The 26,675-nt window shown below is 68.1% G+C and carries 24 protein-coding genes; 17 read left to right on the top strand and 7 right to left on the bottom strand.

Annotation, left to right across the window (positions count from 1 at the left end; all coding sequences use genetic code 11):
• The first annotated feature begins 17 nt into the window (after positions 1 to 17).
• From JOF55_RS03530 to JOF55_RS03505, 6 genes are read left to right on the top strand one after another with little or no spacing between them, the layout of a single operon-like run.
• Positions 18 to 1,580 (top strand): ABC transporter substrate-binding protein, encoded by a 1,563-nt coding sequence (locus JOF55_RS03530; RefSeq protein ID WP_374727375.1) that lies wholly within the window; start codon positions 18 to 20, stop codon positions 1,578 to 1,580.
• The gene (locus JOF55_RS03525; RefSeq protein WP_310269484.1) at positions 1,577 to 2,590 is read left to right on the top strand and encodes an ABC transporter permease; all 1,014 of its coding nucleotides are present in this window, start codon (positions 1,577 to 1,579) and stop codon (positions 2,588 to 2,590) included. Before JOF55_RS03530 ends, JOF55_RS03525 begins: the two co-directional genes overlap by 4 nt.
• The gene (locus tag JOF55_RS03520; RefSeq protein WP_310269480.1) at positions 2,583 to 3,512 is read left to right on the top strand and encodes an ABC transporter permease; all 930 of its coding nucleotides are present in this window, start codon (positions 2,583 to 2,585) and stop codon (positions 3,510 to 3,512) included. The genes JOF55_RS03525 and JOF55_RS03520 overlap by 8 nt, the downstream gene beginning before the upstream one ends.
• A gap of 20 nt (positions 3,513 to 3,532) precedes the next feature.
• Positions 3,533 to 4,552 (top strand): ABC transporter ATP-binding protein, encoded by a 1,020-nt coding sequence (locus JOF55_RS03515; protein ID WP_310269477.1) that lies wholly within the window; start codon positions 3,533 to 3,535, stop codon positions 4,550 to 4,552.
• Positions 4,546 to 5,265 (top strand): ABC transporter ATP-binding protein, encoded by a 720-nt coding sequence (locus JOF55_RS03510; protein WP_310269474.1) that lies wholly within the window; start codon positions 4,546 to 4,548, stop codon positions 5,263 to 5,265. The genes JOF55_RS03515 and JOF55_RS03510 overlap by 7 nt, the downstream gene beginning before the upstream one ends.
• A 19-nt stretch (positions 5,266 to 5,284) precedes the next feature.
• Entirely contained in the window at positions 5,285 to 5,437 is a 153-nt protein-coding gene (locus tag JOF55_RS03505; protein ID WP_310269471.1) for a hypothetical protein, read from the top strand.
• Positions 5,438 to 5,501: 64 nt separating this feature from the next.
• Here the strand turns inward: JOF55_RS03505 and JOF55_RS03500 are convergent, their stop codons facing one another.
• Together JOF55_RS03500 and JOF55_RS03495 are read right to left on the bottom strand one after the other, a co-directional pair.
• A complete protein-coding gene (locus JOF55_RS03500; RefSeq protein WP_310269468.1) occupies positions 5,502 to 6,791 on the bottom strand; it encodes a M14 family metallopeptidase in 1,290 nt (429 codons plus the stop codon).
• A gap of 317 nt (positions 6,792 to 7,108) precedes the next feature.
• Positions 7,109 to 9,526, bottom strand: coding sequence for an ATP-binding cassette domain-containing protein (locus JOF55_RS03495; RefSeq protein ID WP_310269465.1), 2,418 nt, complete (start codon positions 9,524 to 9,526; stop codon positions 7,109 to 7,111).
• 261 nt (positions 9,527 to 9,787) lie between these two features.
• Between JOF55_RS03495 and hisD the strand changes: the two genes are divergently transcribed.
• The 8 genes from hisD to JOF55_RS03455 all read left to right on the top strand — a co-directional run bounded on the left by hisD (position 9,788) and on the right by JOF55_RS03455 (position 17,728).
• On the top strand, positions 9,788 to 11,104 hold the full coding sequence (hisD, locus tag JOF55_RS03490; protein ID WP_310269463.1) for a histidinol dehydrogenase: 1,317 nt from the start codon (positions 9,788 to 9,790) through the stop codon (positions 11,102 to 11,104).
• Between the two features lie 111 nt (positions 11,105 to 11,215).
• Positions 11,216 to 12,334, top strand: a complete 1,119-nt coding sequence (locus tag JOF55_RS03485; RefSeq protein WP_310269459.1) for a histidinol-phosphate transaminase — start codon at positions 11,216 to 11,218, stop codon at positions 12,332 to 12,334.
• 8 nt (positions 12,335 to 12,342) lie between these two features.
• Positions 12,343 to 12,966 carry an imidazoleglycerol-phosphate dehydratase HisB gene (hisB, locus tag JOF55_RS03480; protein WP_374727374.1) on the top strand — a complete coding sequence of 208 codons (624 nt, stop codon included), beginning with the start codon at positions 12,343 to 12,345 and terminating at the stop codon, positions 12,964 to 12,966.
• A gap of 116 nt (positions 12,967 to 13,082) precedes the next feature.
• Positions 13,083 to 14,024 (top strand): PLP-dependent cysteine synthase family protein, encoded by a 942-nt coding sequence (locus tag JOF55_RS03475; protein ID WP_310269453.1) that lies wholly within the window; start codon positions 13,083 to 13,085, stop codon positions 14,022 to 14,024.
• 85 nt (positions 14,025 to 14,109) lie between these two features.
• The gene (locus JOF55_RS03470) at positions 14,110 to 14,736 is read left to right on the top strand and encodes a hypothetical protein (RefSeq protein WP_310269449.1); all 627 of its coding nucleotides are present in this window, start codon (positions 14,110 to 14,112) and stop codon (positions 14,734 to 14,736) included.
• 135 nt (positions 14,737 to 14,871) lie between these two features.
• The gene (locus tag JOF55_RS03465) at positions 14,872 to 15,966 is read left to right on the top strand and encodes a S1C family serine protease (RefSeq protein WP_310269447.1); all 1,095 of its coding nucleotides are present in this window, start codon (positions 14,872 to 14,874) and stop codon (positions 15,964 to 15,966) included.
• Positions 15,967 to 15,999: 33 nt separating this feature from the next.
• Positions 16,000 to 16,752: an MIP/aquaporin family protein gene (locus JOF55_RS03460; RefSeq protein ID WP_310269444.1), complete on the top strand. Its 753-nt coding sequence runs from the start codon at positions 16,000 to 16,002 to the stop codon at positions 16,750 to 16,752.
• Positions 16,753 to 16,825: 73 nt separating this feature from the next.
• Positions 16,826 to 17,728 (top strand): DMT family transporter, encoded by a 903-nt coding sequence (locus tag JOF55_RS03455; protein ID WP_310269439.1) that lies wholly within the window; start codon positions 16,826 to 16,828, stop codon positions 17,726 to 17,728.
• 57 nt (positions 17,729 to 17,785) lie between these two features.
• Here JOF55_RS03455 and JOF55_RS03450 read toward each other — a convergent pair whose 3' ends face one another.
• A complete protein-coding gene (locus tag JOF55_RS03450; RefSeq protein ID WP_310269434.1) occupies positions 17,786 to 20,092 on the bottom strand; it encodes an MMPL family transporter in 2,307 nt (768 codons plus the stop codon).
• Positions 20,093 to 20,397: 305 nt separating this feature from the next.
• On the opposite strand from JOF55_RS03450, the gene JOF55_RS03445 reads away from it, so the two are divergent.
• Positions 20,398 to 20,550 carry a CG2302 family histidine operon protein gene (locus JOF55_RS03445; protein ID WP_310269431.1) on the top strand — a complete coding sequence of 51 codons (153 nt, stop codon included), beginning with the start codon at positions 20,398 to 20,400 and terminating at the stop codon, positions 20,548 to 20,550.
• 22 nt (positions 20,551 to 20,572) lie between these two features.
• On the opposite strand, the gene JOF55_RS03440 is transcribed toward JOF55_RS03445, so the two are convergent.
• The gene (locus JOF55_RS03440; protein ID WP_310269428.1) at positions 20,573 to 21,916 is read right to left on the bottom strand and encodes a GntP family permease; all 1,344 of its coding nucleotides are present in this window, start codon (positions 21,914 to 21,916) and stop codon (positions 20,573 to 20,575) included.
• A 225-nt stretch (positions 21,917 to 22,141) separates the two neighbouring features.
• Between JOF55_RS03440 and JOF55_RS03435 the strand changes: the two genes are divergently transcribed.
• Entirely contained in the window at positions 22,142 to 23,779 is a 1,638-nt protein-coding gene (locus JOF55_RS03435) for a sensor histidine kinase (RefSeq protein WP_310269425.1), read from the top strand.
• The gene (locus tag JOF55_RS03430) at positions 23,776 to 24,453 is read left to right on the top strand and encodes a response regulator (RefSeq protein WP_310269422.1); all 678 of its coding nucleotides are present in this window, start codon (positions 23,776 to 23,778) and stop codon (positions 24,451 to 24,453) included. The genes JOF55_RS03435 and JOF55_RS03430 overlap by 4 nt, the downstream gene beginning before the upstream one ends.
• 12 nt (positions 24,454 to 24,465) lie before the next feature.
• Here the strand turns inward: JOF55_RS03430 and fmdA are convergent, their stop codons facing one another.
• From fmdA to soxR, 3 genes are all read right to left on the bottom strand, one after another.
• Positions 24,466 to 25,707, bottom strand: coding sequence for a formamidase (gene fmdA, locus JOF55_RS03425; protein WP_310269418.1), 1,242 nt, complete (start codon positions 25,705 to 25,707; stop codon positions 24,466 to 24,468).
• A 23-nt stretch (positions 25,708 to 25,730) separates the two neighbouring features.
• Positions 25,731 to 26,009: an FmdB family zinc ribbon protein gene (locus tag JOF55_RS03420; RefSeq protein ID WP_310269415.1), complete on the bottom strand. Its 279-nt coding sequence runs from the start codon at positions 26,007 to 26,009 to the stop codon at positions 25,731 to 25,733.
• 176 nt (positions 26,010 to 26,185) lie between these two features.
• Positions 26,186 to 26,647: a redox-sensitive transcriptional activator SoxR gene (gene soxR / locus JOF55_RS03415; RefSeq protein ID WP_310269412.1), complete on the bottom strand. Its 462-nt coding sequence runs from the start codon at positions 26,645 to 26,647 to the stop codon at positions 26,186 to 26,188.
• Between the last annotated feature and the right edge of the window lie 28 nt (positions 26,648 to 26,675).

Below are 26,675 nucleotides of genomic sequence, written 5' to 3'. Positions count from 1 at the left end.
TCAATCGTCGTACGCTGATGACCACGTCCCTGGCCACGCTGGCGCTGGCCGGTTGCTCGACGCCGACCCGGGACCGCGGCAACGATCCCGGATCGATGCTGCTCGCCGACGGCTACGAACCGGACAGCCTCAACCCGCTGCTGGGTTATGCCCACGCGGGGGCGGCGAAGTTCTACGACGGGCTGATGTCCTTCGACGGCAACGGATCACTGCTGCCCGCGCTGGCCGCCGAGCCACCGCAGTCCACACCGGATGCACGGAGCTGGACGGTCAAACTCCGGCGCGGAGTCACTTTCCACGACGGGACTCCCTTCGATGCCGAAGACGTGGTGGCCACCTACCGGGCGGCCATCGATCCGGCGTACGCTTCCACGGTCAGCTCCGACTACGCCATGCTCGCCGACGTCACGGCCGTTGACGCGCACACCGTGCGCTTCGACCTCAACATCCCCTACGCGCCGTGGCCCGCCAGGATGGTGCTCGGCATCGTGCCGAAGGAAAAGCTGGCCGAACCCGCTCCCCTGACGGACTCCGAGCTCAATACCGCACCGGTCGGCACCGGCCCGTATCGGCTCGTCGAGTGGCGCCAGGGTGAGCGGATGGTCTGGGAAGGCAACCCGGACCACTGGGACGGAAAGCCCCGTATCGGCAGGATCACGGTGGTCTTCGCCACCGACGACAACACCCGTGCTCAACGGGTGCAGGCGGGCGAGTTCGACGGCACCGTGCTGCCGCCGCTGCTGGCCGACCGCCTCGGTGGGAACGGATACCGCACCGTGCATCACCGGACCGCCGACTACCGCAGCATCACCCTGCCCAGCGAGCATCCGGTCACCGGAGATCCCGCGATCAGGATGGCGCTGAACCATGCGGCCAACCGCGAGGGCATGCTCCAGGCGTTGCTGGGTGGCCACGGCAAACCCGCCTATACGCCGATGCCGCCGTCGATGGAGCGGTTCCACGAGCCCACCGCGCGATTCGATTTCGACCGGCAACGGGCCGAGCGGATCCTGGACGATGCGGGATGGCGCCCCGGCTCCGACGGGGTTCGCCGACGCGGTGGTCAGCGAGCACGGTTCACGCTCATGTACTTCGCCGACGACAGCCTGCGCAAGCAGCTCGCTCGCGCCTTCGCCTCGGACGCGGCGGCCGTCGGTGTGGAGGTACGGATAGCCGGAGTGGACCGCACGGCGGCAGCGGAGCGCATCGGCACCGACGCCATCGTGCTCGGGAGTGGCAATCCGCTGGATCCCGACCTGCAGATGTATTCCGGCCTGCACTCCTCGGTGATCGGCACCGGTACGTACAACAATCCGGCCCGATACCGCAACGCGCGGGTGGACGAGGCACTCGACGGCGGACGGCGGGCCCTCGATCCCGCCGAGCGCGCCCGGTTCTACAAACAGGCCCAGAAGGCCTTCGTGGCCGATCCGGGGCTGGTCTACCTGGCCTTCATCGACCACAGCTATGTGCTGCGCACCGGCGTCTGGACCGGCTACGAGCCGGTCGTGGAACCGCACACGCACGGCACCACCTGGGGACCGTGGTGGAACGTCGAGGACTGGAAACCGGCGCGGTGAGCGTGGCAGCGAAGACGGTCGCCCGCACCCCCTCGCGCGCATCGGCGGTGGGGCGTCTGGTCGGGCGCAGGCTCGCTTTCGCCGTTCCCGTCCTGGGAATCGTCTCGTTCGGCGTGTTCCTGCTCGCGGCGGCTTCGCCGTTCGACCCGATCCACCAGTACTACGGCGTGCAGATCTTCAACGCTTCCGCCGAGGACGTGGCGCGTGTCCGCGAGCAACTCGGTCTGGACGATCCGGTGCTGGTGCAGTTCCGGGACTGGCTGTTCGGAGTGCTCTCCGGCGATCTGGGGGTATCCCGGTCCATGCGGCAACCCGTCGCGCAGGTGGTGGCCGAGCGGTTGCCGTGGACACTGCTGCTGGCGGTGACGGGGCTGGCCCTCGCGGTGGTGATCGCGTTGGCCGCGGGCACGGTCGCCGCCTGGCGGCAGGGCGGCTGGTTCGACCGGTTCATCACCGCCATCGGACACGCGCTGGAGGGGGTTCCTCCGTTCGTCCTGGCACTGTTGTCGATTGCGGTGTTCTCCCTGGGGTTGGGGTGGCTGCCGGTGGCCGGGCTCACCGACGCGGGCAGCGCGCTGAGCTTCGGTCAGGTCGCCGAGCATCTGGCCCTGCCCGCGTTGGTCCTCGGTGTGTCGCAGTCCCCGTGGCTGGTCCTGCACGTGCGGCAGTCGATGTTGAGTTCGCTGGCCGAAGACCACGTCACCGGGGCGAGATCGCGGGGACTGAGTGAGCGGGTCGTCGTGCTGCGGCACGCGTTGCCGACGGCGTTGCTGCCGTTCGTGACGCTGATCGGCGCGCGCATTCCGGAACTGGTCACCGGTACCGTCCTTGTGGAGGAGATCTTCTCCTGGCCGGGGCTGGCCGCTGCCGTGGTCACGGCTGCCAAGTCGGTGGACTACCCGTTGCTGGCGGTGCTGACGCTGATGGCCACTGTCGCCGTGTTGCTGGGCTCGTTGTTGGCCGATGTCGCCGCCGTGCTCCTCGACCCGAGGGTGAGTGCCGATGGTTGACCGGGGCGAGACCGTACCGACCACACCGAGTCGGGCTTCCGAGCAATGGCGTGATGCCGCACGCAGTCGGGCCGGGACCCCGCGCGGTCGTGCGGCCGACGTGCGCGCGCGAGCGCGCCTGTGGGGATCGCTCGGCACGCTGACGGTACTGGCGCTGGCGGCACTGATCGTGCCCGCGCTGTTCGACGGCGAGGGCCTGGTGCGCTACGCGGCGATCCGGTTGCCGCCGAGCCCGGCCCACCCGTTCGGCACCGACACGGCCGGGCGGGACCTGCTCGTGCGCTCCCTGGCCGGACTGCGGGTTTCCCTGCTGGTGGCCGCGGTCAGCGCGCTCGTGTCCACGGTGCTCGGTTCCGCCGTGGGGGCGGTCGCAGGCGCGTTGGGCGGGTGGGGCGACCGGCTGCTGATGCGTGCGGTCGACACCATCAACGCCGTGCCGCACCTGCTGCTGGGCATCGTCATCGTGGCGCTGTACCGGGGCAGTCTGCTTGCCGTGATGCTCTCGATCGCCCTGACGCACTGGGCCACCGTCGCCCGCATCGTGCGCTCCGAGGTGCTCTCGCTGCGGCAGCGTCCGTACATCGACGCGGCGATCTCCGGTGGTGCGAGCAGATGGCGTGTACTGCGCCGACACCTGCTCCCTGCGATCGTGCCGCAGGCGGCGCTGTCGGCGGTGCTGCTCATCCCGCACGCGGTGTTCCACGAGACGACGTTGAGCTTCCTCGGTCTCGGGCTGCCTCCGCACATGGCCAGCATCGGCACCATTCTCGGCGACGGACGCGCGGCCGTCCTGCTCGGTGCGTGGTGGATCATCCTGTTTCCGTCACTGCTGCTGGTGGCCACGACACTGGCTGTCTCGGGCATCGCCGCGAGCTGGCGCGACAGAGTCGTACCCCGACGACGATCGGAGTTGGCGCTGTGAGTGAGACCGTGAACGCAACCGTGAGCGAAACCGTGTCGACGGCAAGCTCCCCGCGCACGGAACCGCTGCTGGAGTTGGATCGCCTCTCGGTGCGTTTCCTGCTGGGGCGTCGACGAGGAAGGGCCGAGGTGCGTGCCGTCACCGACGCCTCGCTGACTCTGCGGCCCGGGCGGATCCTGGCCCTGGTGGGCGAGTCCGGATGCGGTAAGTCCGTACTGGCCTCGGCACTGCTCGGCCTGCTGCCCGCCAATGCACAGGTGCGTGGGCGCGCACTGCTGCATCGGGATCGAACCGTGGGAGCGGAGGACTCGGTGGAGCTGCTTTCGGCCCCCGAGTCCGTTCTCGCCCGGCGAGTACGCGGGCGACTCGTCGGCCTGGTGCCGCAATCGGCGGGCACGCACATGACGCCGGTACGCACCGCGCGCGCTCAACTCGCCGAGACGATCCGGGCGCTGCGGTCGAGTACCGACGCAGGAACGAGCGACGAGCTGGCGGAATGGGTCGGGCTGCGGCCCGAGCAGCTCGATCGGTACCCGCACGAACTCTCCGGCGGCATGGCACAGCGTGTCGCGATGGCGCTCGCCCTCGCCGGTGATCCGCCGCTGCTCCTCGCCGACGAGCCCACCACCGGGCTGGATCGCCCCCTGGTCGACCGGACCATGGACCTGCTCGGTGACGCCGCTGCTCAGGGCAGGACGGTGTTGCTGATCACCCACGATCTGGCAGCGGCCCGGCGGGTGGCCACCGATGTGGCGGTGATGTACGCGAGCCGGATCGTGGAGACCGGGCCGGCCGCGGACATCTTCGACGATCCGTGGCACCCCTACACCGCCGGATTGCTGAAAGCCCTGCCGGAAGGTGGGTTCGAGCCGATCCCCGGCCATCCGCCCGCCTTGACCGATCTGGAACGACTCGAACGGAAGTGGGGTTGCGTGTTCTGCCAACGCTGCCCGGATGTGCCGGGCTTCGCCGCCTGCACGGGTGATCCGGAACCGGTCCACCACGGCGACCGCTGGATCGCCGCGCACGCGCCATGCTGAGCGGTAGCGGCCTGGTGGCCGGGTACCGCAAGAACGCCCCGGTACTCGACGGCGTGGATGTGGAAGTGCCGCCGGGAGGTGTCGTGGGACTTGCCGGCCCCAGCGGGTGCGGGAAATCGACACTGGCTCGGGTGCTGAGCCTGCTGCAGCAGCCGTGGGCCGGACGGGTGAGCGTGGACGGTGTCGCCGTCACCGGATTCCGGCATGCTGCTCCACGCGAGCAGCGCACGAAGATCGGTCTCGTGTTCCAGCAGCCACGTCAGGCGGTCGATCCGCGCTTCACGCTGTGGCAGATCATCGCCGAGCCACTGTATGCCCTCGGCCGCTCCGGCGAGGCCACCGATCGTGTCGCCGAGTTGGCCGAGCGGATCGGGGTGAGCGACGAGCTGTTGCATCGCCGGCCGCACGAGGTCAGCGATGGCCAGTTGCAGCGTGCCTGCCTGGGTAGAGCTCTGGTCGTGCGGCCTCGCTACCTCATCTGCGACGAGATGACCGCGATGCTGGACGCCTCCACGACCGCCGCGCTCGTACGGGTTGTCGACGAGCAGGTCCGCGACGGAGACACGGGTGTCCTTGCGATCAGCCACGACGAGATGCTTCTCGAACGGTGGGCAAGCCGTGTCATTCGTTTGTGTCAGGAGCACGTATGGGACGCTGACCCGCGTCCGTCCGTGCCCGGTCACGCCCCGACCGAGGTGATCGGGCACGCATGATCGGCAATGGAGAATCCTCATGAGCGAAAACACCACCTTTGTGCAGTGGCGTGAGCGGGCTCGATCGGAGATCCGGGAAGAAAGTCCCCATGTGCGGTGGTTTTTGCTGACCGCCGCGATCGTGGTCGTGGTCGGCATCCTGGTCGGAGTGATCGTGTTCCTGCTCGGCTGAGCGAGCGGGGTGGGGCAATTTCATGGGATTCATGAAATTGCCCCACCCCGACCGAAACGATCCTTCAGGCGCCTGCTTCCCGGAGCAGGATGGACACGGCCTCGTCGTTGCGTGCGGTCTCGCGATCGATGACCTCGTCCGGAGGATAGAAGCCCTCGATGCCGCCGCTGCCCGGGTACATCTCGAACGTGAACGACAGGATGCCGTGCTCGGCCCACATCCAGTCGTTGATGCTGCCGTCGGTGACGTAGAGATCACTGGACTGCTGTGGTGTGTAGCCGTTCGACGCGGCCATTGCCCGGCCGATGCGGGCGAACCGGTCGTACTGCTGCTGCGTCATGCCCGGTGCGGTGTTGTTCTCGGTGTAGCCGTACGGCCAGAGCACCAGCTCCGAGAAGGTGTGGAAGTCGATGTGTGCTTCGATCTGCTGCTCGCCGCCGATGACGCGGGAGTCGGTGAAGTCCCGGATCGCCGAGGTCTCCGGAGCCGAGAAGGGCGCGGGACCACGGTAGGTCGATGCGTTCGGGTCACCGCTGGAGCCACCGCAGCAGCCCCACTGGTAACCCCAGTTGCGGTTGAGGTCGGTGGGCGTGGACTCGCGGTTGCGCCGCCATCCCCGGTAGCCGAAGCCCGCGACGTCGTAGACGGAGCCGTCCGGATTCACCATGGGCACGACCCAGATCTCGCGGGTGTCGACCATCTCCGCGATCGCGGGGTCGGTGGAGTACCCGTCGGTGTAGCGCTGCACGATGTGCAGGCACATCTCGGTGGTGAGGTGCTCCCGGGCGTGCTGGTTGCAGGTGAACAGAACCTCGGGCTCGTTCTCGTCCTCGGTGACGTTGTCGCTGATCTTGAGGACGGGGATGTCCCTGCCCTCGGCGGAACTGCCCACGCTGGACTTCCGGGCGAGATCGGCGTGCTCGGCGGCTGCCTTGTCGAGTTCGGCGACCGTCTCGGTGTAGGTGTGGTAATCGCGGTCCTGCGGCGGGAAGCCCGAAGCGAACCCGTTTTTGCCCACCCGCGGGAGCATGTCGGCCACGTTCCGCTTGTCGCGTAGCTCGAAACCGGCCCTGCGCAGTCGTTCGGCCTGCTGCGGGGTCGCCTCGACGGTGGCGGTGCCGCTGTGCACCGACAGGATCAGAGCGCCGCTGCGGATGATGTCGGTGCGCGAGTGGTTGTCGGTGTTCGGCACCGCGTAGACCGCTTTGCCCTGTTCGCTCTGGTTTCCCTGAGTCATGACCGGCCCGGATGGGACCGGAGCTTCGGCTGCCGAGACGGTGGACTGGACCGCCGGTGTGAGCAGGAGCCCCGCGGCGGCCGTGATCGCCGCGATTCTGCGCCGTGAGGTGAACATCACGTCTCCGATCGATCACTGGTGTGACCGATGGATGATCATCGACTTCGGCGTGATCGGCAACCGACTTTCGTGTGATCGGTGCCTTCCGTACCGGGGGTGGAATTTGCCGTTTTCCCGGACGGTGCGCCGCAACACCGCCACCAACCGTCCAGGAGGTGTGTGGAACTGTTCCGGTAGCCGATCCCCGGTCGTACGACTGAGTGCCTGTCTTTGATCTGGCTCTTTCGCTCGGATGATCAGCCTGAGCAGGGACCACCTGACCAAGTTCCAAGACGGGCTCTGAGGCTTTCTGCGGTGTTCGCGGGGGCTGCACCTCAGGTGCCGACGTAGGCCGCGAGGTGCTCGCCGGTGAGGGTGGAGCGGGCGGCGACGAGGTCGGCGGGTGTGCCCTCGAAGACGATCCGGCCGCCGTCGTGGCCTGCGCCGGGGCCGAGGTCGATGATTCGGTCGGCGTGTGCCATGACCGCTTGGTGGTGCTCGATGACGATGACCGACTTGCCGGAGTCGACGAGTCGGTCGAGCAGGCCGAGCAGCTGCTCGATGTCGGCGAGGTGCAGGCCGGTGGTCGGCTCGTCGAGCACGTGGACGCCGCCTTTCTCGCCCAGGTGCGTGGCCAGCTTGAGCCGCTGGCGCTCGCCGCCGGACAGCGTGGTCAGCGGCTGGCCGAGGCGGAGGTAGCCGAGCCCGACGTCGGCGAGCCGGTCGAGGATGGCGTGCGCGGCCGGTGTACGCGCTTCGCCGGAGCCGAAGAACTCCTCGGCCTCGGTCACCGACATCGCGAGCACCTCGCTGATGTCCTTGCCGGTGTCCTTGCCGCCGAGTCGATATTTCAATACCGATTCCTGGAACCGCTTCCCCTCGCACTCCTCGCAGGTGGTGGCGACGCCTGCCATCATCGCCAGGTCGGTGTAGATGACACCGGCGCCGTTGCAGCCGGGGCAGGCGCCGGCGGAATTGGCGCTGAACAGCCCCGGTTTGACGCCGTTGGCCTTCGCGAACGCCTTGCGGATCGGGTCGAGCAGTCCGGTGTAGGTCGCCGGGTTGCTGCGTCGTGACCCGCGGATCGCCGCCTGGTCCACCGAGACCACACCGGCGTCGGTGGCCCCCGACTGTTGACACAGCGAGCCCTGGATGAGCGAGCTCTTGCCGGAGCCGGCCACGCCGGTGACCACGCACAGCACGCCGAGCGGGACGTCGACGTCGACGTCGGCCAGGTTGTGCGCCGTCGCACCGCGGATCTCCAGCGTGCCGGTGGGCGTCCGCACCGTCTCCTTGAGGGCGGCCCGGTCGTCGAGATGGCGGCCGGTGATGGTGCCGCCTGCCCGCAGCCCCTCGGCGGTGCCCTCGAAGCAGACGGTGCCGCCCGCCGTACCGGCGCCGGGGCCGAGGTCGACGACGTGGTCGGCGATCGCGATCGTCTCCGGCTTGTGCTCCACGACCAGCACCGTGTTGCCCTTGTCCCGCAGCCGCAGCAGCAGGTTGTTCATCCGCTGGATGTCATGGGGGTGCAGGCCGATGGTGGGCTCGTCGAAGACGTAGGTCACGTCGGTCAGCGACGAACCGAGGTGGCGGATCATCTTGGTGCGCTGCGCCTCGCCGCCGGAGAGCGTGCCCGAGGGCCGGTCGAGGCTGAGGTAGCCCAGCCCGATCTCGACGAACGAGTCGAGGGTCTGCCCCAGCGCCGCCAGCAGCGGTGCCACCGACGGCTCGTCGACGCCGCGGACCCATTCGGCGAGGTCGCTGATCTGCATCGCGCAGGCCTCGGCGATGTTGACCCCGTTGATCTTCGACGACCGTGCCGCTTCGGACAGCCGGGTACCGCCGCACTCGGGGCACGCGGTGAAGGTGATCGCCCGGTCCACGAACGCCCGGATGTGCGGCTGCATCGCCTCCCGGTCCTTGGACAGGAACGACTTCCGGATCTTGGGGATCAGACCCTCGTACGTCACGTTGACGTTATCGACCTTGATCCTGGTCGGTTCCTTGTGGAGCAGGTCGTCGAGCTCGGTCTCGGTGTAGTCGCGGATCGGCTTGTCCGGGTCGAGGAAGCCGCAGCCGCGGAAGATGCGGCCGTACCAGCCGTCCATGCTGTAGCCGGGGATGGTGAGCGCGCCCTCGGCGAGCGACTTGGAGTCGTCGTACAGCTGCGACGGATCGAAGTCGGTCACGCTGCCCATGCCCTCGCAGCGTGGACACATGCCGCCGGTGATGTCGAAGCTGCGCCGCTCCTTCACGGTCTTCCCGCCGCGCTCGAGCGTGACCGCACCCGCTCCGCTGATCGAGGCGACGTTGAAGGAAAAGGCCTGCGGCGAGCCGATGTGCGGCTGCCCGAGCCGACTGAACAGGATGCGCAGCATCGTACCTGTGTCGGTGGCGGTACCGACCGTGGAACGGGCGTCGGCGCCCATCCGCTCCTGGTCGACGATGATCGCGGTCGTCAGCCCGTCCAGTACGTCGACCTCGGGCCGCGCCAGCGTCGGCATGAAGCCCTGTACGAAGGCGCTGTAGGTCTCGTTGATCATTCGCTGCGACTCCGCCGCGATCGTGCCGAACACCAGCGACGACTTGCCCGAGCCGGAGACGCCGGTGAACACCGTCAGCCGACGCTTCGGGATCTCGACGCTGACGTCGGTGAGGTTGTTCTCGCGCGCGCCGTGCACGCGGATCACATCGTGGCTGTCGGCAACGTGCAGTGCAGATGGCTGCGTGCTCGTCCTCGTGGCCGTGCTCATCGTGTCTCCATGGTCCGCTGTCCAACCTGATCGGCGGTGTCGGCCGAGGTGGGCGGGCAAAGCTGAGGTAGCCCGGCCCGATCTCGACGAACGAGTCGAGAGTCTCCCGAAGATCTATGCCTGAAATCATAGGCCCAGGGGCGGGTCTCTGATGGCGTACCGCGGAAAATCGACACACAACCATCAACAGCCACCGACCCCCGGCGGCCCGGTGTGGGCGGCGACTATCCTGGAAGCGAAAGCCAGCACGGAAGGACGCCCATGCTCACCCGTACTGACCTGCGCGGTCGTGTCCCCTCGCCCGGTGAACTGCGCGCCACGCTGCCGCGTGCCGGAACCGATGTGGAGCAGGTGATGCATCAGGTCCGTCCGGTGGTCGAGGCCGTACGGGACCGGGGCGCGGAGGCCGTCCGGGAGTACACCGAGCGGTTCGACTCGGTGCGGCCGGAGCAGGTGCGGGTCCCGGACATCGAGCTGCGGCGCGCACTCGACGAGCTCGATCCGTCGGTGCGCACCGCGCTGGAGGAGTCCATCGCACGCGCCCGCAGGGTGCACGCGGATCAGCGCCGCAGCGACGTGACGACGGAGGTCGCGCCCGGTGGCACCGTGACCGAGCGGTGGGTGCCGGTGGCCAGGGTCGGGCTGTACGCGCCGGGCGGGCTCGCCGTCTACCCGTCGAGTGTCGTGATGAACGTCGTCCCCGCCCAGGCCGCCGGGGTCGAGTCCCTCGTGGTCTGCTCCCCGCCGCAGCAGGAATTCGGCGGGCGCCCGCACCCGACCATCCTCGCCGCTGCGCAGCTGCTCGGTGTCGACGAGGTGTGGGCCGTCGGCGGTGCGCAGGCCGTGGCGCTGCTGGCCTACGGAGGGACCGACACCGAGGGTGGTGACTTGCTGCCGGTGGACATGGTCACCGGGCCGGGCAACCTCTACGTGACCGCCGCCAAACGCCACCTGCGCAGTGTGATCGGCATCGACTCGGAGGCCGGTCCGACCGAGATCGCGGTGCTGGCCGATGCGAGTGCCGACCCGGCCCACGTGGCCGCCGACCTGATCAGCCAGGCCGAGCACGACACGCTCGCGGCGAGCGTGCTGGTCACGACCTCCGAGGAACTCGCAGGTGCCGTCGATGTCGAACTGGAGCGCCAGGTTGCGCAGACCAAGCACATCGAGCGGATCCGGACCGCGCTGACCGGCGCGCAGTCCGGTTGCGTGCTGGTGTCCACCGTCGATGACGGGGTCCGGGTGGTCGATGCCTATGCCGCCGAGCATCTGGAAATTCAGACGCAGCAGGCATCGGAGGTGGCTGCGCGCGTACGCAATGCGGGCGCGATCTTCGTGGGGGCGTTCAGCCCGGTGTCACTGGGTGACTACTGCGCGGGCTCCAATCACGTGCTGCCCACCGGTGGGTGTGCGCGGCATTCCTCCGGGTTGAGCGTGCAGAGTTTCCTCCGGGGCATCCATGTGGTCGACTACACCGAGCAGGCCCTGCGCGAGGTCTCCGATCAGGTGATCGCGCTCGCCGACGCCGAGGACCTGCCCGCGCACGGGCAGGCACTGACCACCCGCTTCCCGGTGTAGAACAACGAGAGAAGCGGCATTCCGCTCGGGCCGAGCACCGAGGCGAAAATCCGTACGCGAAGCAGTTTTGCAACCACACCGCCCGGCGGTGGAGGACGAGGTAGCACGCCCATGAACGATGTGATCGGTGCAGGCACGGCGCTGAGCGACCTGCCGTTGCGGGAGGATCTGCGCGGTCGCAGCCCCTATGGTGCGCCCCAGTTGGACGTATCGGTCCGCCTGAACACCAACGAGAACCCATTTCCCCCACCGGAGGGTCTGGTCGCCGACGTGACCGCCTCCGTGGAGGAGCTCGCCACGTCGCTGAACCGTTACCCGGATCGGGACGCCGTGAACCTTCGCGAGGATCTCGCTGCCTACCTCACCGGTGCGACCGGTGTCACGGTGTCGGCGGCGAACGTGTGGGCGGCCAATGGATCCAACGAGGTGCTGCAGCAGATCCTGCAGGCTTTCGGGGGTCCGGGGCGCAGCGCACTCGGGTTCGAGCCGTCGTACTCGATGCATCCGATTCTGGCGGCGGGCACGCGCACCGAATGGTCGCCCGCGCCGCGCCGCGCCGACTTCGGTCTCGACGGTGCCGAGGCAGCTCGCGTGGTGGCCGAGCGGCGGCCGGATGTCGTGCTGGTGACCAGCCCCAATAACCCGACCGGCCAGTCGGCCACGCTGGAGGACTTGCGAGCGGTACTCGACGCCGCGCCCGGCATCGTCGTGGTGGACGAGGCATACGTGGAGTTTTCCGCACGGCCCAGCGCGGTCGGCCTGATCGAGCAGTATCCGGACAAACTGATCGTCAGCCGCACCATGAGCAAGGCCTTTGCGTTCGCCGGGGGACGACTGGGCTACCTTGCGGCGGCGCCTGCCGTGATCGAGGCGTTGCTGCTGGTGCGGTTGCCGTACCACCTGTCGATGGTCACTCAGGCCGCAGCACGTGCGGCGCTGCGGCATGCCAGGGGCACCCTCGAGTCGGTCCAGGCACTGGTCGACGAGCGCGAGCGCGTCATGCGGAGTCTGCGGGAGCTGGGTTTCGCCCCGGTGCCCAGCGATGCCAACTTCGTCCTGTTCGGACCGTTCGCCGATGCCCACCGCGCATGGGAGCGGTACCTGGATTCCGATGTACTCATCCGCGATGTCGGCATTCCGGGGCACCTGCGCGTGACCATCGGGACCCCGGAGGAAAACGATGCCTTCCTGGCGGCGAGCAAAACGGTGAGCGAGGAGATCTCCCAGTGAGCGAGACGGTGGATTCCGGACAGGGGGCGGGAGCCCGCACCGGTCGGATCGAGCGGATTACCAAGGAGTCCTCGGTGCTGGTCGAGCTCGATCTCGACGGCACCGGACAGGTCGAGGTCGATACGACCGTGCCGTTCTACGACCACATGCTGCACTCGCTGGGCACGCACGCGGGCTTCGACCTGACGGTGCGGGCGAGCGGGGATGTTCACATCGACGCCCACCACACCGTCGAGGACACCGCGATCGTGCTCGGCCAGGCATTCCGGCAGGCGTTGGGCGACAAGAAGGGCATCCGCCGGTTCGGGGACGCCTGGATCCCGATGGACGAGACACTCGCGCACGCGGCCGTGGACGTCTCGGGGCGCTCGTACTGTGTGCTCACCGGGGAGCCGGAGCAGTACAACACGTTCACGATCGGCAACAACTATCCGTTCGTGCTCAATCGCCACGTGTTCGAGTCGCTGGCCTTCCACGCGCAGATCAACCTGCACGTTCGGGTCGTGCACGGTCGCGATCCGCACCACATCACCGAGGCCCAGTACAAGGCGATCGCCCGGGCGCTGCGCGCGGCCACCGAGCCCGATCCGCGTTTCGCCGGGGTCGTTCCCTCCACCAAGGGTGCTTTGTAGGGCCGGGCGGCCCATCACACCCACAATGTCTCTCATTAAGCAACATGGTGGGTTATGCGCAACAATTGGGTCATAGGGGAGTCCTCCCGTCACGTCGGCGGAAAGGAGTAGGACCGATGACCAGGACGTTGCCTGTCACCACCGGCACCGGCGGCACTGAGCGCCGCGATCAGGGATCGATACTCGATGCGATCGGCGATACGCCGCTGATGCTCCTGGAAGGCATCTGGGTCAAGCTCGAGTATCTCAATCCCTCCGGGTCGATCAAGGCTCGAATCGCGAAGTACATGCTCGAGCGTGCCGAGCACGAGGGGGCGCTGCATGCCGGGGACACCATCGTCGAGGCCAGCAGCGGCAACACCGGCAACGCGATGAGCATGGTCGCCGCGGCCAAGGGATATCGGATGCTGGTGGTGATGCCCGCGAACGTGAGCACGGAACGCGCGGCAATCTCCCGGGCCTTCGGCGCCGAGGTACTCACCGTCGGCGACTTCCACGTCAACGAAGCCTTGGACAAAGCGGTCGAACTCGGCCGCCGACCGGGCTTCTTCGCGCCGCAGCAATTCGACAGCGACTGGAACGTCGAGGAGAACCGGACCTGGCTGGGGCCGGAAGTGCTGAATCAGCTACCGCCCGGCGTGGTGCCCGACGCCGTGGTCAGCGGTGTCGGCACCGGTGGCACGATCGTCGGGGTGGGACAGGCGTTCCGACAGGTCAACCCCGCCTGCCACATCGCGGCGATGGAACCGGACGAATCCTGCACACTGCGCTGCGGCGACATCGCCAAGCACCACATCGAGGGAATTGCCGACGGGTTCGTGCCCGGCGTCTTCGCCCGCCACCGTGACATCGTCGACGAGCTGATCGCCGTGCACAGTGCGGACGCACTCGCCGAAATGCGCAGGCTGGTCACTGATTACGGTCTGTTCGTCGGCCCGTCCTCCGGGGCACATCTGCTGGCCGCCAAACGCCTGCGCGAACGCCACCCGGAGCTGGCCGACGTGGTGACCTTCTTCTGCGACGAGGGGGAGAAGTACCTCACCGAGCACTACGTCTGATGGCTCACTCCGGTGCGGATGGTGGGCGGGCCGCCGATGCGGTCCGACGGTGAGCTGGGACTTTCGGAACGGACGGAGGTCCGGAGTGGTGATCGCGGAACTGGCCCTGCTACCGGATCGCCGCGAGCTGCGTCGACTCGATGCGCTGGTGGCTGTGTGGACCCTGGTATTTCTCGCCCTGGGGATCGTCGCCGGAATCGAATTGTGGCAGCTGTCGGGCTTGAGTCACACTCTCCGGCAGACGAGCAGTGCGATCCAGGCCGCGGGTCGCGGTATCGCCCTGTTCGAGCGCGTACCGCTGATCGGTACGGAGGCGGGATCGCTCGCACAGACCATCCGGGACACCGCGGTGAGTCTGCGGGTGGGCGCTGCTCAGGCGGGTTCGACCGCTCGGGTGCTGTCGGTGGTGATCGGTCTCGCGCTGGTGCTGATGGGTGTCGCGCCGCTGGTTGTGGTGTACCTGCCGCTGCGGCTGATCCGGCTGCGTGAGACGCGCTCGCTCGCTCGGTCGCTGGGTACGCAGGCCGATCCCCTGCTGATCGAGCACCTCGCCCGCACCGCTGTCTTCCGCCTGCCCTACAGTCGGCTGCGGCGAATCACCCCCACCCCGTGGCGGGACCTCGAGCAGGGTATCCATCATCGGCTGGCCGCTGCCGAGCTGCGGCGGCTCGGGGTGTCGGTGCCGTCCGACTGGCCACGCCACCAGGAGTGAGCGGCCTCGGTGCGGAAAACCGGCAGCAGGCAACCGTCGCCGGTTGTCGGCCCAGGATGTACCGGATGTACCACGAGCGTGGTCGGTGCGGCTCCGCGGTTGCTCGGTTCCCGCACCGGCGGGATAGTTTCTGCGATGGGCGTTCAACATGCCCCGGTCTCGCGGCGACGCCCGCCACGTCCGGTGCTCGCGTTTCTACTGATCACCGCGCTGACACTGGCGGGTTGTACGAATGCCCCGCCGCCGGATTCCGGCACGCAGGCACCCGGCACCGGCACGTCGAGCCCCGCTCCCGGCTCCTCGCTCGACGGTCCGGTGTTCGGCCGCATTCCCGAGATCGTCGACAGGGTGCGGCCCTCGATCGTCACCGTGCGGACTCCGAAAGGGGTCGGCAGCGGCGTGGTCTATCGCTCGGGGGGTGTCATCGTCACCAACCGGCACGTCGTGGCCCGCAGTCAGCAGCAGCAGGCTCCCGTATTCGATCGGGTCACCATCGTGTTCGCCACGGGTAAGCAGGCACAGGGCCGAGTGGTCGGAGCCGACTATCCGACCGATCTCGCCGTGATCAGAGTGAACCGGACGGGCCTGAATGCGGCGGAATTCCGGACGGAGTTGCCCGAGGTCGGCGAGCTCGCCGTGGCCATCGGCAGCCCGCTCGGTTTCCGGGAGTCCTCGACCGCGGGCATCATCTCCGGGCTCAACCGCAGTTTCCCGGCAGCGCAGACCCAGCGACCACTGATCAATCTCATCCAGACCGACGCGGCGATCTCGCCCGGCAGCTCGGGTGGTGCGCTGGTAAGCGGGAACGCGAAGGTCGTGGGGATCAACGAACTCTACCTGCCCCCCGGGCAGACCGGTGCGGTCTCGATCGGCTTCGCCATCCCGTCGGCGACGGTTGTCGACGTGGTCGAACAGATCCTGCGTACGGGCAGCGCGGAGCACGCTGTCCTCGGTGTCGCCGTGGTCGAGGTCACTCCCGCTCTGGCCGATCAGCTGGGACTCCAGCGGGCACGGGGCGTGCTCGTGCAGCGCGTCGTCGAGGGCAGTGGCGCCGCCGAAGCGGGCATTCGACCCGGTGACGTCATCGTCCGCCTCGCCGGTCGGCGGATCGATACGGTCAACACCGTCTACTCGGTGCTCCGCAGGCACGATCCCGGCGACACGGTGCCGGTCACGATCGTCCGCAACGGGCAGGAAAGGCAATTGCGAATCACCCTGACACAACGGTGACGAATCCCGAGACGGGATCATCAGGGAGGGGACATGGCCGCAGCGCCCGACTCACCATCGACAACTACGGCGACCACAGCCGCGTTCTGCGCCGAACTCGTCGGCACGTTCATGCTCACCTTCTCCGGCACCGCGACCGTGCTGGCGGTACACGAGCTCTCTCCGCACGAGGGATTCACCGTGCTCGACGACATCGCGATCAGCCTGGCATTCGCCATGGGCATCGTCGCCGCGGTGTACACGGTCGCAGCGGTTTCCGGCGCGCACATCAATCCGGCGGTCACCGTGGCGCTGGCCGTGGTGCGGCGCTTCCCGTGGCGGCAGGTTCCGGTGTACCTGGCGGCTCAGTTGGCCGGGGCGATCCTGGCCGCATTGGTGAACCGGTTTCTGTTCGCCGGTCAGGTCTCCCCGCAGCTGATCCTGGGATCCACCAGTCCGGGGCCACAGGTCGCGTTCACGACCGCGCTGCTGGCCGAGTTCGTCATCACGCTGGTGCTGATGCTGGTGGTGATGGCCACCGCAGTGTTCGAACGCGCTCCCGGTGGTGCCAGCACGGCCGGGTTGGCGATCGGACTGTGGGTCGGCGCGGCCGTTTTCCTGTCCCTGCCGATATCCGGTGGCTCGTTGAATCCCGCACGCACCCTGGGACCGGACATCGTCGCCCTGCAATTCCCGTACTGGTGGATCTACATCGTCGGTCCGACCGCAGGCGCCATCGTCGGTGCCGCACTGTGGACGTTCGTACTGGGCAGGGGCAGCAAGGAAACAGTGGAACACGCAGGCTGACAAGGACGGACCCGCCCATGACCGACAGAGCACAGGAACACGTCCGGCGGGGGCGATGCTCAAGGGGTGACCCATGCTGATCGTCAGTGTCATCGCCGCGCTGGCGGCCGGCGCGTGTTTCGCGGCCGGCGGGGTGCTGCAGCAGCGGGAGGCCAGCACCGCACCCGAGGGCGAATCCCTGTCGCCGCGGCTGCTGCTGGATCTGGCTCGGGACAAGGTGTGGCTCGGCGGTATCGCCGCCACCGCAGGCTCGTTCCTGTTCAAGGCGATCGCGCTGGCCTTCGGTCCCCTGACGCTGGTACAGCCGCTGGTCGTGTCCGAGCTGCTGTTCGCCGTCCCGGTCTCGGTGCGTAGGCACCGGTTGCGGATGGGGCCGCGGGAATGGAGCGGGATCATCGCCGTGGGCGGCGGCCTGATACTGGGCATCATCGCCGCCTCGCCCAGCCAGGGCGATGTGCTTCCGCCGCTGTCGTCGTGGGCCGCGATGCTCGGCGCCATCGTGCTGCTGATGGCAGTGTCGTTGCTGATCGGGCGCCGACTGTCCGGACCGCCGCGGGCCTCGATGTTCGCCTTGGCCGCCGTCGCACTGCTGGCGACCCAGTCCGCACTGCTCGCCGCCACCGTCGCCCTGTTCAAGCAGGGCATCGTCACCGCGTTCACCGCATGGCAGCCCTACGCGATGGCGGTGACCAGCATCGCCGGGCTCATGCTCGTACAAAGCGCCTACCAGGCCGGTCCGCTCGCGGCGAGCATGCCGGTCATGGACACCGCGAATCCGATCATCTCCATCGCCATCGGTGTGGTCGTCTTCGGCGAGTCGATCAATACCGGAGCCTGGCACCTTGCCGGAGCGGCGGCGGGCCTGGCACTGCTGCTGATCGGGATCATCGTGGTCGATACTTCCCCGCTGGTGCGCCGGGTGCAGCAAGTCGAGCAACGGCAGCAGGCAGCCGAAGCGGACGAGCAGGAATCGTAGCCCTGTCCGGAGAACGACTGCCGGGCCTGCAAATCCGGGGCGACAAGCTCGGAACCGTTACTTGCTTTCCTCGTCCCGCTGATGCGCAGGATGCGCTCGCAGCCGCCCGCCGGGCCATCCCCCGATCCGGCCGACCAGGGTGATCAGCGCCGGGACCAGCAGGGGACGCACCACGAAGGAGTCGATCAGTACGCCGACAGCCATGGCAAAGGCCAATTCCCGGAAGGAGACCACCGGCACCAGAGCCACGACGCCGAAGCTTGCCGCCAGGGTGATGCCCGCGGCACTGATCGCGCGGGTCGAGCGCGGTACCGCGACGGCCAGCGCCTCGGACAGCGACCGGGTGCCTGCGGCGTCCCGGACATCACCGACGAGGAAGATGAGGTAGTCAGCGCCCAACGAGACCAGCAGCACCCCGACCGCGAACGGGATGAAGAAGATCAGACCGGTCTGCCCGAGGAACTGCTGGAAAAGCAGGACGGTCAGACCCAGCGACGCGGCCAGGGCCAGGAAACTTGCGGCCAACAGGTACAGCGGTGCCACGAGGGCACGCAGGAACAGCACGAGCAGCAGCAGGTCGACCAGAGCGATGGCCAGGGCCACCCGGATGTAGTCGCCCCTGGCCGAGTTCACCAGCTCCAGCGCGAGGGCGGTGTCTCCGGTGTAGGACACACTCGTCCGGCTCAAACCGGCAGCGGCCAGCAGGCCCGGCATGCGCCGCTTCAGCGTGTCGAGATGGTTGATGGCCAGTGCGCCGAGCGGGTCGGCGTCGAAGATGACGAGGAAGCGGGCGGCATCGCCGCCGGGAGCAAGGAACAGCCCGGTCCGTTCGCGCAGTGGCTCCGGCAGCCCCGGATCGATCGGTCCGGGCACCGCGGCCACCTCCGGCCGCTCGGGCAACTCCCCGGTCGGTCCGAACACCGCGGCCACCCCCGGTCGAGCGGCCAGCTCGCGGCGCAGCCGGGCCAACTCGTCGGTCCGGTCGGCCACACCGGACCCGGTCACGATCACCTCGGTGGGTGAGAGGATACCGGGAGCGAACCCCGCAGCCGCGCCCCGCCAGGCCTCCCGTACCGAGTTGTCCGCGGGTATCGAGGACATGGGCAGCACCGACTCGCGAAGCCGTTGTAGCGGCAGGGTGGCAGGCACCAGCATCCCGACCACGACCACGGCCACCACCGCGGCCGGACCACGTCGAGTCAGCAGCCGTATCCACCACCCTCCGCCGGGAGCACTCGGTGGCCGGGACGGTTCCTCCTCCGGCGAGGTGCCACGGGACAACCGACTCGGCCAGAACACCCATCGACCCAGCACGGCCAGCAGCGCGGGCACCAGCAGCACCGATACCACCAGTGTGGTCGCCACCGTGACCGCCAGTCCGGGGCCGAAGGCCCGGAACAGCCCGGTCTGCGCGACGAGCAGCACGAGCACGCCCGCGGTGACGGTCAACCCGGCCACGAGAACGATCGGTAGGTACTCCACGATCGTGCCCCTGGTGGCGGCACGGCTGCCGTGGCCCTGGCGTAGCCGTCGTCGGAGGCCGGACAGGAAAAAGATCGAGTAGTCGGTGGTCACCCCGAGCACCAGCGCCACCAGGATCGGCTCCAGGATCGCAGGCACGGTGCTGTTGAGCAGCATCGCACCGAAGGCAACCATCCGCACCGCGAGGAAGTAGGCGATCCCCGCCGTCAGCAGGGTGATCAGTGGGGCCACCACGGACCGGAAGTTCACCCCCACGATGAGGGCGATCACCGATACGGTGGCGATCTCCACCCACAGCAGGTTGCGCTGGATGAGCCGGACCTGCTCCAACCGCAGCGGAATCGTTCCCGAGACTCCGAGCAGAGGGTCGTCGGGATGGTCGATCCGCGCGGCGTAGTCCTGCGCCGCGCGGTACTGCACGGTGGGAGTGGCCGTGGGGTCGACGAAGAGGTAGGTCACCAGCGTGGTGATCCGCTCGTTGGGGCCCGGAAACACCTTCGGCGAGTTGGGCACCGGCGCGGCGAACAGCAACGTACCGGAGGAATTGCCGTGCAGGGTGCTCTCGTTGACGGTTCGTGCGCGTTGCACGGCCCGGGCCAGCACTCGGGGATCCAGGCCCTGCGGGTCGCGCTGCACGACGGCGGTGTGGGCCAGCAGCGGAAGCCCGAATCGCCGTATCACCTGGGCCTGCGTGGCCAGAGCCGACCGATTCGCCCCGATCACCGCGGAGAGCCCATGGCCGGTGCTGGCCAGGGCGGGCAGGAAGCTCAGCGCGGCCCAGACCATCGCGCCCACGAGCGCCAGCAGTAGCCAGCGCCCCCGCACCACGAGGCTCGCATAGGCCTCGGTGAGTACCCCGCGGCGGTTCGGCCTCGACGACACGCCCACCCCCGGCCGCTCTACGAATGCCGGTAGGCCCCGGCGAGTACACGCCCTCGGCACCGTCGCACCACGGGCACCACCGCGATCCCACTTTGCCACGTCACCGGAGCACCGGCGACCGGAGCTCGCGGCGGTCGTGAGGCCGGTGGGGGTTGAAGTTTTCCCCAAGACTTCAACCCCCACCAAGGCCAACCGGACACGCACCGGGCAGGGAAGGGGCGGGGGGAGCGCATCGGCGATCAGGGATCGTGGGTGAGAATGCCGGTTCCGACCGGTACCACTCACGACCCTACGGAGAGCATGCAGTGCAGGAATACCTTCCGATCATCCTGCTCGCGGTGGCGGGCTTCCTCGTCGGTGGTGTCTACGCGATCTGGAAAACCGCCAAACTCTTCGCCCTGCTCCTGGCCGTCCTGGCCGTGCTCGCAGCGGCAGGTGGCCTGCTGTGGCTGTGGTGATGTTCCGGGCTGGAACCAGCGGTCAGACGACCAGGCTCAGCGCCAGCACCAAGCCCAGGGATACGACCGAAGCCAGCATGGTCACCAGGGTGCACGTCTTGAGCGTGCCCCGGGTGGACAGATTCAGCAGCCGCTGGAACATCCAGAAGAAATTGCTGTTCACGTGGACGGCGAACAGCGCCCCGGAGCCCGCGGCGAGCGCGATCAACAGGGGAGCGGTGTCGATACTGCCGACCACCGGTGCCAGGATGCTCCCCGCCGTGATGGCAGCCACCGAGGTCGAGCCGATGCACACGTGCAGCACCGCCGCGATGATCCATGTCAGGATCAGCGGTGACAGGGCGTTCGAGGAGAAGTATCCGGCGAGAATGTCCTCCAGACCGGTCTCGGTGATGACCGCACCCAGCGAGCCGCCGACACCCGTGATGATCAGGATCCCGCCGCACTCACGCAGGCCGCTCCCCAGTGCGTTGCCCGCCTGCTCCCGGGACAGGCTGCGCCACGCCAGCAGATAGGCACCGACCACACCGATGAACAGGGCGATGAGCGGGTTCCCGAAGAAGGCGAGAGGACCGGATGTCACGCCTGCGACCTTGGCGATTCCTCCGATGGCGATCAGCACGATCGCAACCACGAGAGGGAGAAGGGAGACGCCGAGGGAGGGAAGTTTGGCGGGCTGTTTCACGGCGGCATCGGAATCGTCCGTGGAGGTCTCCGCCGCTGCCAGTTCGTCCTTGTCCGCGCTCCACAGTCCTGCCTTGAGGGCCTGCTTGTACAGGAAGGTCGTGACCAAGGCGGTGGGCACGGTCACCAGCAGTCCGAAAAGCAGCATTTGGCCCAGCGGCACGTTCAGCAGTCCCGCGACTGCCAGGGCTCCCGCACCGGGAACGACCAGCACCAGCCCCAGCTCCGACCCCAGAATCAACGCGGCCCCCATCGCGGCGGTTCCGTCCCGCCGGATACGCGGTGCGATGGAACGCCCGAGAGGAGCCGTGAGCACGAGCAGCACATCCGTGTAGATGGCCGGAAAAACACTGCTCATGGCGGTGCTGAACACATAAGGGGAGCGTTCGGCGCCGAAGACGCGTAAGAGCGCTTCGGTCAGTTTCCGAAGTGCACCGGTGGCCGACAGCAGCGAGCCCAGCAGGACGCCGAAGACGATCAGGAGGCCGATACTGCTCATGATGTCGCCGAAGCCACTCGCAATGGCTTCCGTCGTGCCCTGGAAACCGAGCCCCGTGGCGAGACCGAGGTAGATCGACCCCGCCAGCAGGGCGATGAGTGGTTCGATACGCACGACCAGGATCAACAGTACTGTTGCCACAATGGCAACAGCCGTATGCAGCAAGATCAAAAAGTCACTCAACCGGGCCTCCTTGCCCTCATCGGCACTTCTGCGCACAGGGCGGCGGTGTGGCTCTTCCTGAGGCGGTGCAGCCGGGCCGGTTTCCGCGATCCCGGCTGTTCGTGCTTCAGGTCACGCCGCATGTCGCAGGGACTATCGGGGGTTGCCGGTGGTGCCGTCACGCTTGTGTTCATTACGTTCATGTCCTGGTGACCTCGGAGACCGTGTTCGTTCGTGAGGAGGACTGTGACTCGGAACTGGTTCAGCCGGGGCGGCGGTTGGAGCCTGGCGCGGCAACTGTTCGCGCTGCAGGTCGTGATTGTGGTCACCGTTGTCCTGGCCGGAGCGGGGTTGGCCTGGTACGACGCACAGCGGCGGAACCAGCAGGCCGCACGGCAGGAGGTGATCGCGGTGGCCGAGACGTTGGCGGCGACCCCGCAGTTGCGGCGCGCGCTGCGCCTGCCCGACCCGAGCACGATCCTGCAGCCCTGGTCGCAGGAGGTGCAGGCCGACACCGGCGTCGACTTCATCACGATCATGGACCCCCGTGGCATCCGCTACACCCATCCCGAACCACGCCGGATCGGGGAACGGTTCTGGGGACACATCGGCCCGGCCGTGCGGGGGCGGACGTTCACCGAGACCTACACCGGCACGCTCGGTCCTTCGGTACGTGCCGTAGCGCCGGTGTTCGGCAAGGCAGGCGAGGTGCGTGCCCTGGTCAGTGTCGGAATCAAGGTCCGGGTGCTCGCTCGGGAGTTTCGCGAGCAGTTGATCGGCTTGATTCTGGTCGCAGCGATGGCCCTGCTGCTCGGAGGATTGGGGACCTACTGGGTCAGCACCCGGCTACGCAGGCATACCCACGGCCTTCGCCCGGCGGAGCTGAGCAGGATGTACGAGTACCACGACGCGGTCCTGCACGGAGTGTGGGAAGGAATCCTGTTGCTCTCGCCGTCCGGATCGGTGACGTTGTGCAATGACGGCGCGGCCACACTGCTGTCCCTGGACCCGTCCGCGGCCGAGGGGACGGCGATGGACGACATCGGTTTGCCCGAATCCCTGGTCGATACGCTTCGGAGTGGCTATTCCGCGCACGATGAGCTGCATCTGACTGCCGATCGGGTGCTGCTGGTCAACGTCTCGCTCGTTCGTAGCGGAAACCGCGATCTCGGCAGGGTGGTCACGTTGCGTGATCATACGGAGCTGCAAGCGTTGAACCGGGAGCTCGACTCCATGCGGGGGTTCTCGGAATCGCTGCGCTCGCAGGCACACGAGTCAGCGAAACGGCTGCACACGGTGGTATCGCTGATCGAGCTCGGGCGTACCGAGCAGGCCGTGGAGTTCGCCACCGCCGAGCTCGAACTTGCCCAGCAGCTCACCGACCGTGTCATGGGCGCGGTGACCGAACCCGTACTCGCGGCCGTTCTGCTCGGCAAGAGCGCGGAGGCACACGAGCGCGGCGTCGACGTCGTACTCACCGAGGACACGGAAGTCGACGAAGCGGCGATCGAGCACATCGAGCGCCGCGACCTCGTCACGATTCTGGGCAACCTGTTGGACAATGCGATCGAGGCGGTTCTGGAAGGCACGGGCGGGCAGCGACCGACCGTGACGGTCACCGCCCGCACGGACCACGATGACCTGCTTGTTCGGGTCGCCGACAACGGAACCGGGCTCGATCCCGAGTCGGCGGAGAAGGTCTTCGAACGGAATTTCTCGACCCGGCAGAACGGACGCGGCCTCGGACTGGCGCTGGTGGGGCAAAGTTTCCGCCGGTACGGCGGTCGAGTCGAGGTGGCCGACCACGACGGTGCCGTCTTTACCGTGCACCTGCCGTTGAGTCCCGCTCCTGTGGCAGCTCCCTCGGCGGAGGTACGCTCGTGATTTCGGTGCTGGTGGTGGAGGACGATCCGGTCGCGGGAGAAGCCCACGAGTCGTATGTGCAACGCGTCCCCGGATTCGACGTGGCAGGTCGGGTGCGGACCGGGCAGGCTGCCCTGCGCTTCCTGGAGGAGACCGCCGTCGACCTGGTGTTGCTGGACCTGCGGCTGCCGGACATGGATGGTCTCCAGGTCAGCCGCGCGTTGCGGATGATCGGCAGTGGTACGGATGTGATCGCGGTGACCTCGGCGCGCGATCTCAAGGTCGTCCGTGATTCGGTGGCCAGTGGGGTGGTGCAGTACCTGCTCAAGCCGTTCACGTTCGCGGCGATGCGGGACAAGCTGGAGCACTACGCGCGGTTTCGTTCGACTCTCGGCCACGATCGGGAAGCCAGCGGCCAGGGGGAGATCGACCGTGCCTTCTCCGCGTTGCGGGAGGGGAACCGCAGCTCACTGCCCAAGGGGATGGGCGAGGAAACCCTCGCCGCCGTGGTCTCGGCGGTGCGCGCGAACCCGGGCGCCTCGGCGGAGGCGATCGGTCGGGCCAGCGGTGTGTCGAGAGTGACCGCACGCCGCTACCTCGAGTACCTCGTGGACAGCGGGATGGTCCTGCGCAGGCCCCAGTACGGTGGTGTCGGCCGCCCGGAAATGACCTACCTCTGGCATGCCGAGACGTGAGCCACCGGGCGGTCAGCTGCTCACCGCGCACTGGCCGCGGTCCACCCGTTGCGGAGTACCCGCCGTGGGACGGATGTCGTCGTCGAAGATCGCCGTCGGCAGGTAGAGGGTGGCGCAGGCGTTCGGGATGTCGACCACGCCGGACAGCCGCCCCTCGATCGGCGCGGCACCGAGGATCAAGTATGCCTGCTCGGGTGTGTAGCCGAACTTGGTCAGGTACTCGATCGCGTGCAGACACGCGCGGCGGTAGGCCAGGGTCGTGTCGAGATAGCGCTGTTCACCGGACTCGGTGACCGACAGGCCGGCGAAGGTGAGAAACTCGGTGTAGCGCGGCTCGATCCTGCCGGGCATGAACACCGGCGCGGAGACGCCGAAAGTCTCCATCCCACCCTTGATCACATCGACGTGCAGGTCGATGAATCCGCCCATCTCGATCGCGCCGCAGAAGGTGATCTCCCCGTCGCCTTGGCTGAAGTGCAGATCGCCGACCGAGAACTTCGCCCCGGGCACGAACACCGGGTAGAACACCCGGGAGCCGCGGGAGAGGTTCTTGATGTCCTGGTTCCCGCCGTTTTCCCGGGGTGGAGCGGTGCGGGCGGCTTCGCCTGCGACACGATCGAACTCCTCGCCGCCCAGTCCGCCCAGGCGGGCGTGGTGTGGTTCCGGCGGCAGCGCCAACGGCGGCACGCGCGCCGGGTCGGTGTCGCGCAGCGCGCCTTCCCGCCCGTTCCACGAGGCCAGCATGTCCGCCGATGGTGCGGTGCCCATCAGCCCAGGATGGGCGATGCCGGTGAAACCCACGCCCGGCAGGTGGCGTGAGGTCGCGGTGTGGCCGTGGAAGTCCCAGACCGCCTTGTACGCGTCGGGGAAGTGGTCGGTGAGGAAACCGCCGCCGTTGTCGCGGGCGAAGATTCCCGTATAGCCCCAGCCCTGTCCAGCTACCGGACCGGTCTCCTGCGGGACCGGACCGAGGTCGAGCACGTCGACGACGAGCAGGTCACCGGGTTCGGCGCCCTCGATCGTGATCGGTCCGGACAGCTGGTGCACCAGCGACAGATCCGCGTCACGCACATCGTTGGCCGAGTCGTCGTTGTGAATCGTGCCGTCGAACCACTCCCGGCACTCGATGCGGAATTCCGAGTCCGGACGCACCGTCGCCGCGGCGGGAACGTCGGGATGCCAGCGGTTGTGTCCGAGCACGTTCTGCTCGGTGAAGCTCTTGGACTGGTCGACGCTGAACAGGACCTCGGGCATGGGAATGCTTCCCTTCGGTGCGGTCAGGGGCGGGGCAGGCGGGCGTGGCGCGGATCGCGAGTGGTACGAGCCGGGGTCGCCGGGGGAGGTGCTGCCACGATGTCGGGCTCGTCGGCGCTGCGCAGGGTCTGCTCGTGGGCACGGGTGAGTGGCCCTGCCGCGTGTGCCAGCCGGGGTGCGGTGAACGCCCGTCGGGCCGAGTGTGCACACTCCGGACACGTTTCGCTGGTCCTCGCGGTGCCGAGCGGCCGGGTGACGTCGAAGGGGCCGCAGTCCCGGCACCGGTAGAGATACGTGGGCATCCGCGGCGACCTCCGAGAAAAGCTGTGGCGGCGATGTCCGGTGACTTCCCCGCCGCACGGATGGCCACACGTCGCGACCGCGAAATCACGAAATCGGGTGGTGTCCGCAGACGGCAGTGTGCGGGCGCGAACTCGCCCGGCCGCGGTAACGCCGCGAGTGAACTCCGCCGCTGCCCTTACAGGCCGCCGTCGCTGTGTGGGCGCAGCCGGGGAGCGCCGGGGCCGTGCTCGGCCATCTGATCGTCGGTGTTCTGCAACGTGCAGGTGCGCAGGGACAGGCAACCGCAGCCGATGCAGCCGGTGAGCCGGTCGCGCAGGCGCTGCAGTCCGTCGATGCGCGTGTCGAGTTCATCGCGCCAGCGTCGGGACAGCCGGGACCAGTCGGCCTTGGTGGGCGCATGGTCCTGCGGCAGTGTCGCCAGTGCCTCGCCGACCTGCTCCAGACTGAGTCCGACCCGCTGGGCGGCGCGAATGAAGGCCAATCGGCGCAGGACGGCGCGATCGTAACGACGCTGGTTTCCACCGGTCCGGGTGGACGAGATCAGGCCGCGGTCCTCGTAGAACCGCAGCGCGGTCTGGGCGACGCCACTGCGGTGGGCGACTTCGCCGATGGTCAGTAGCTTCGGCAGTTTCGACACGCGTACAGCCTACATCTTGACTTCGAGT

Origin of the sequence: Haloactinomyces albus, from assembly GCF_031458135.1 — a bacterium.
Classification (GTDB): Bacteria; Actinomycetota; Actinomycetes; order Mycobacteriales; family Pseudonocardiaceae; genus Haloactinomyces; species Haloactinomyces albus.
This window is presented reverse-complemented; position numbering and strand designations above follow the sequence as displayed.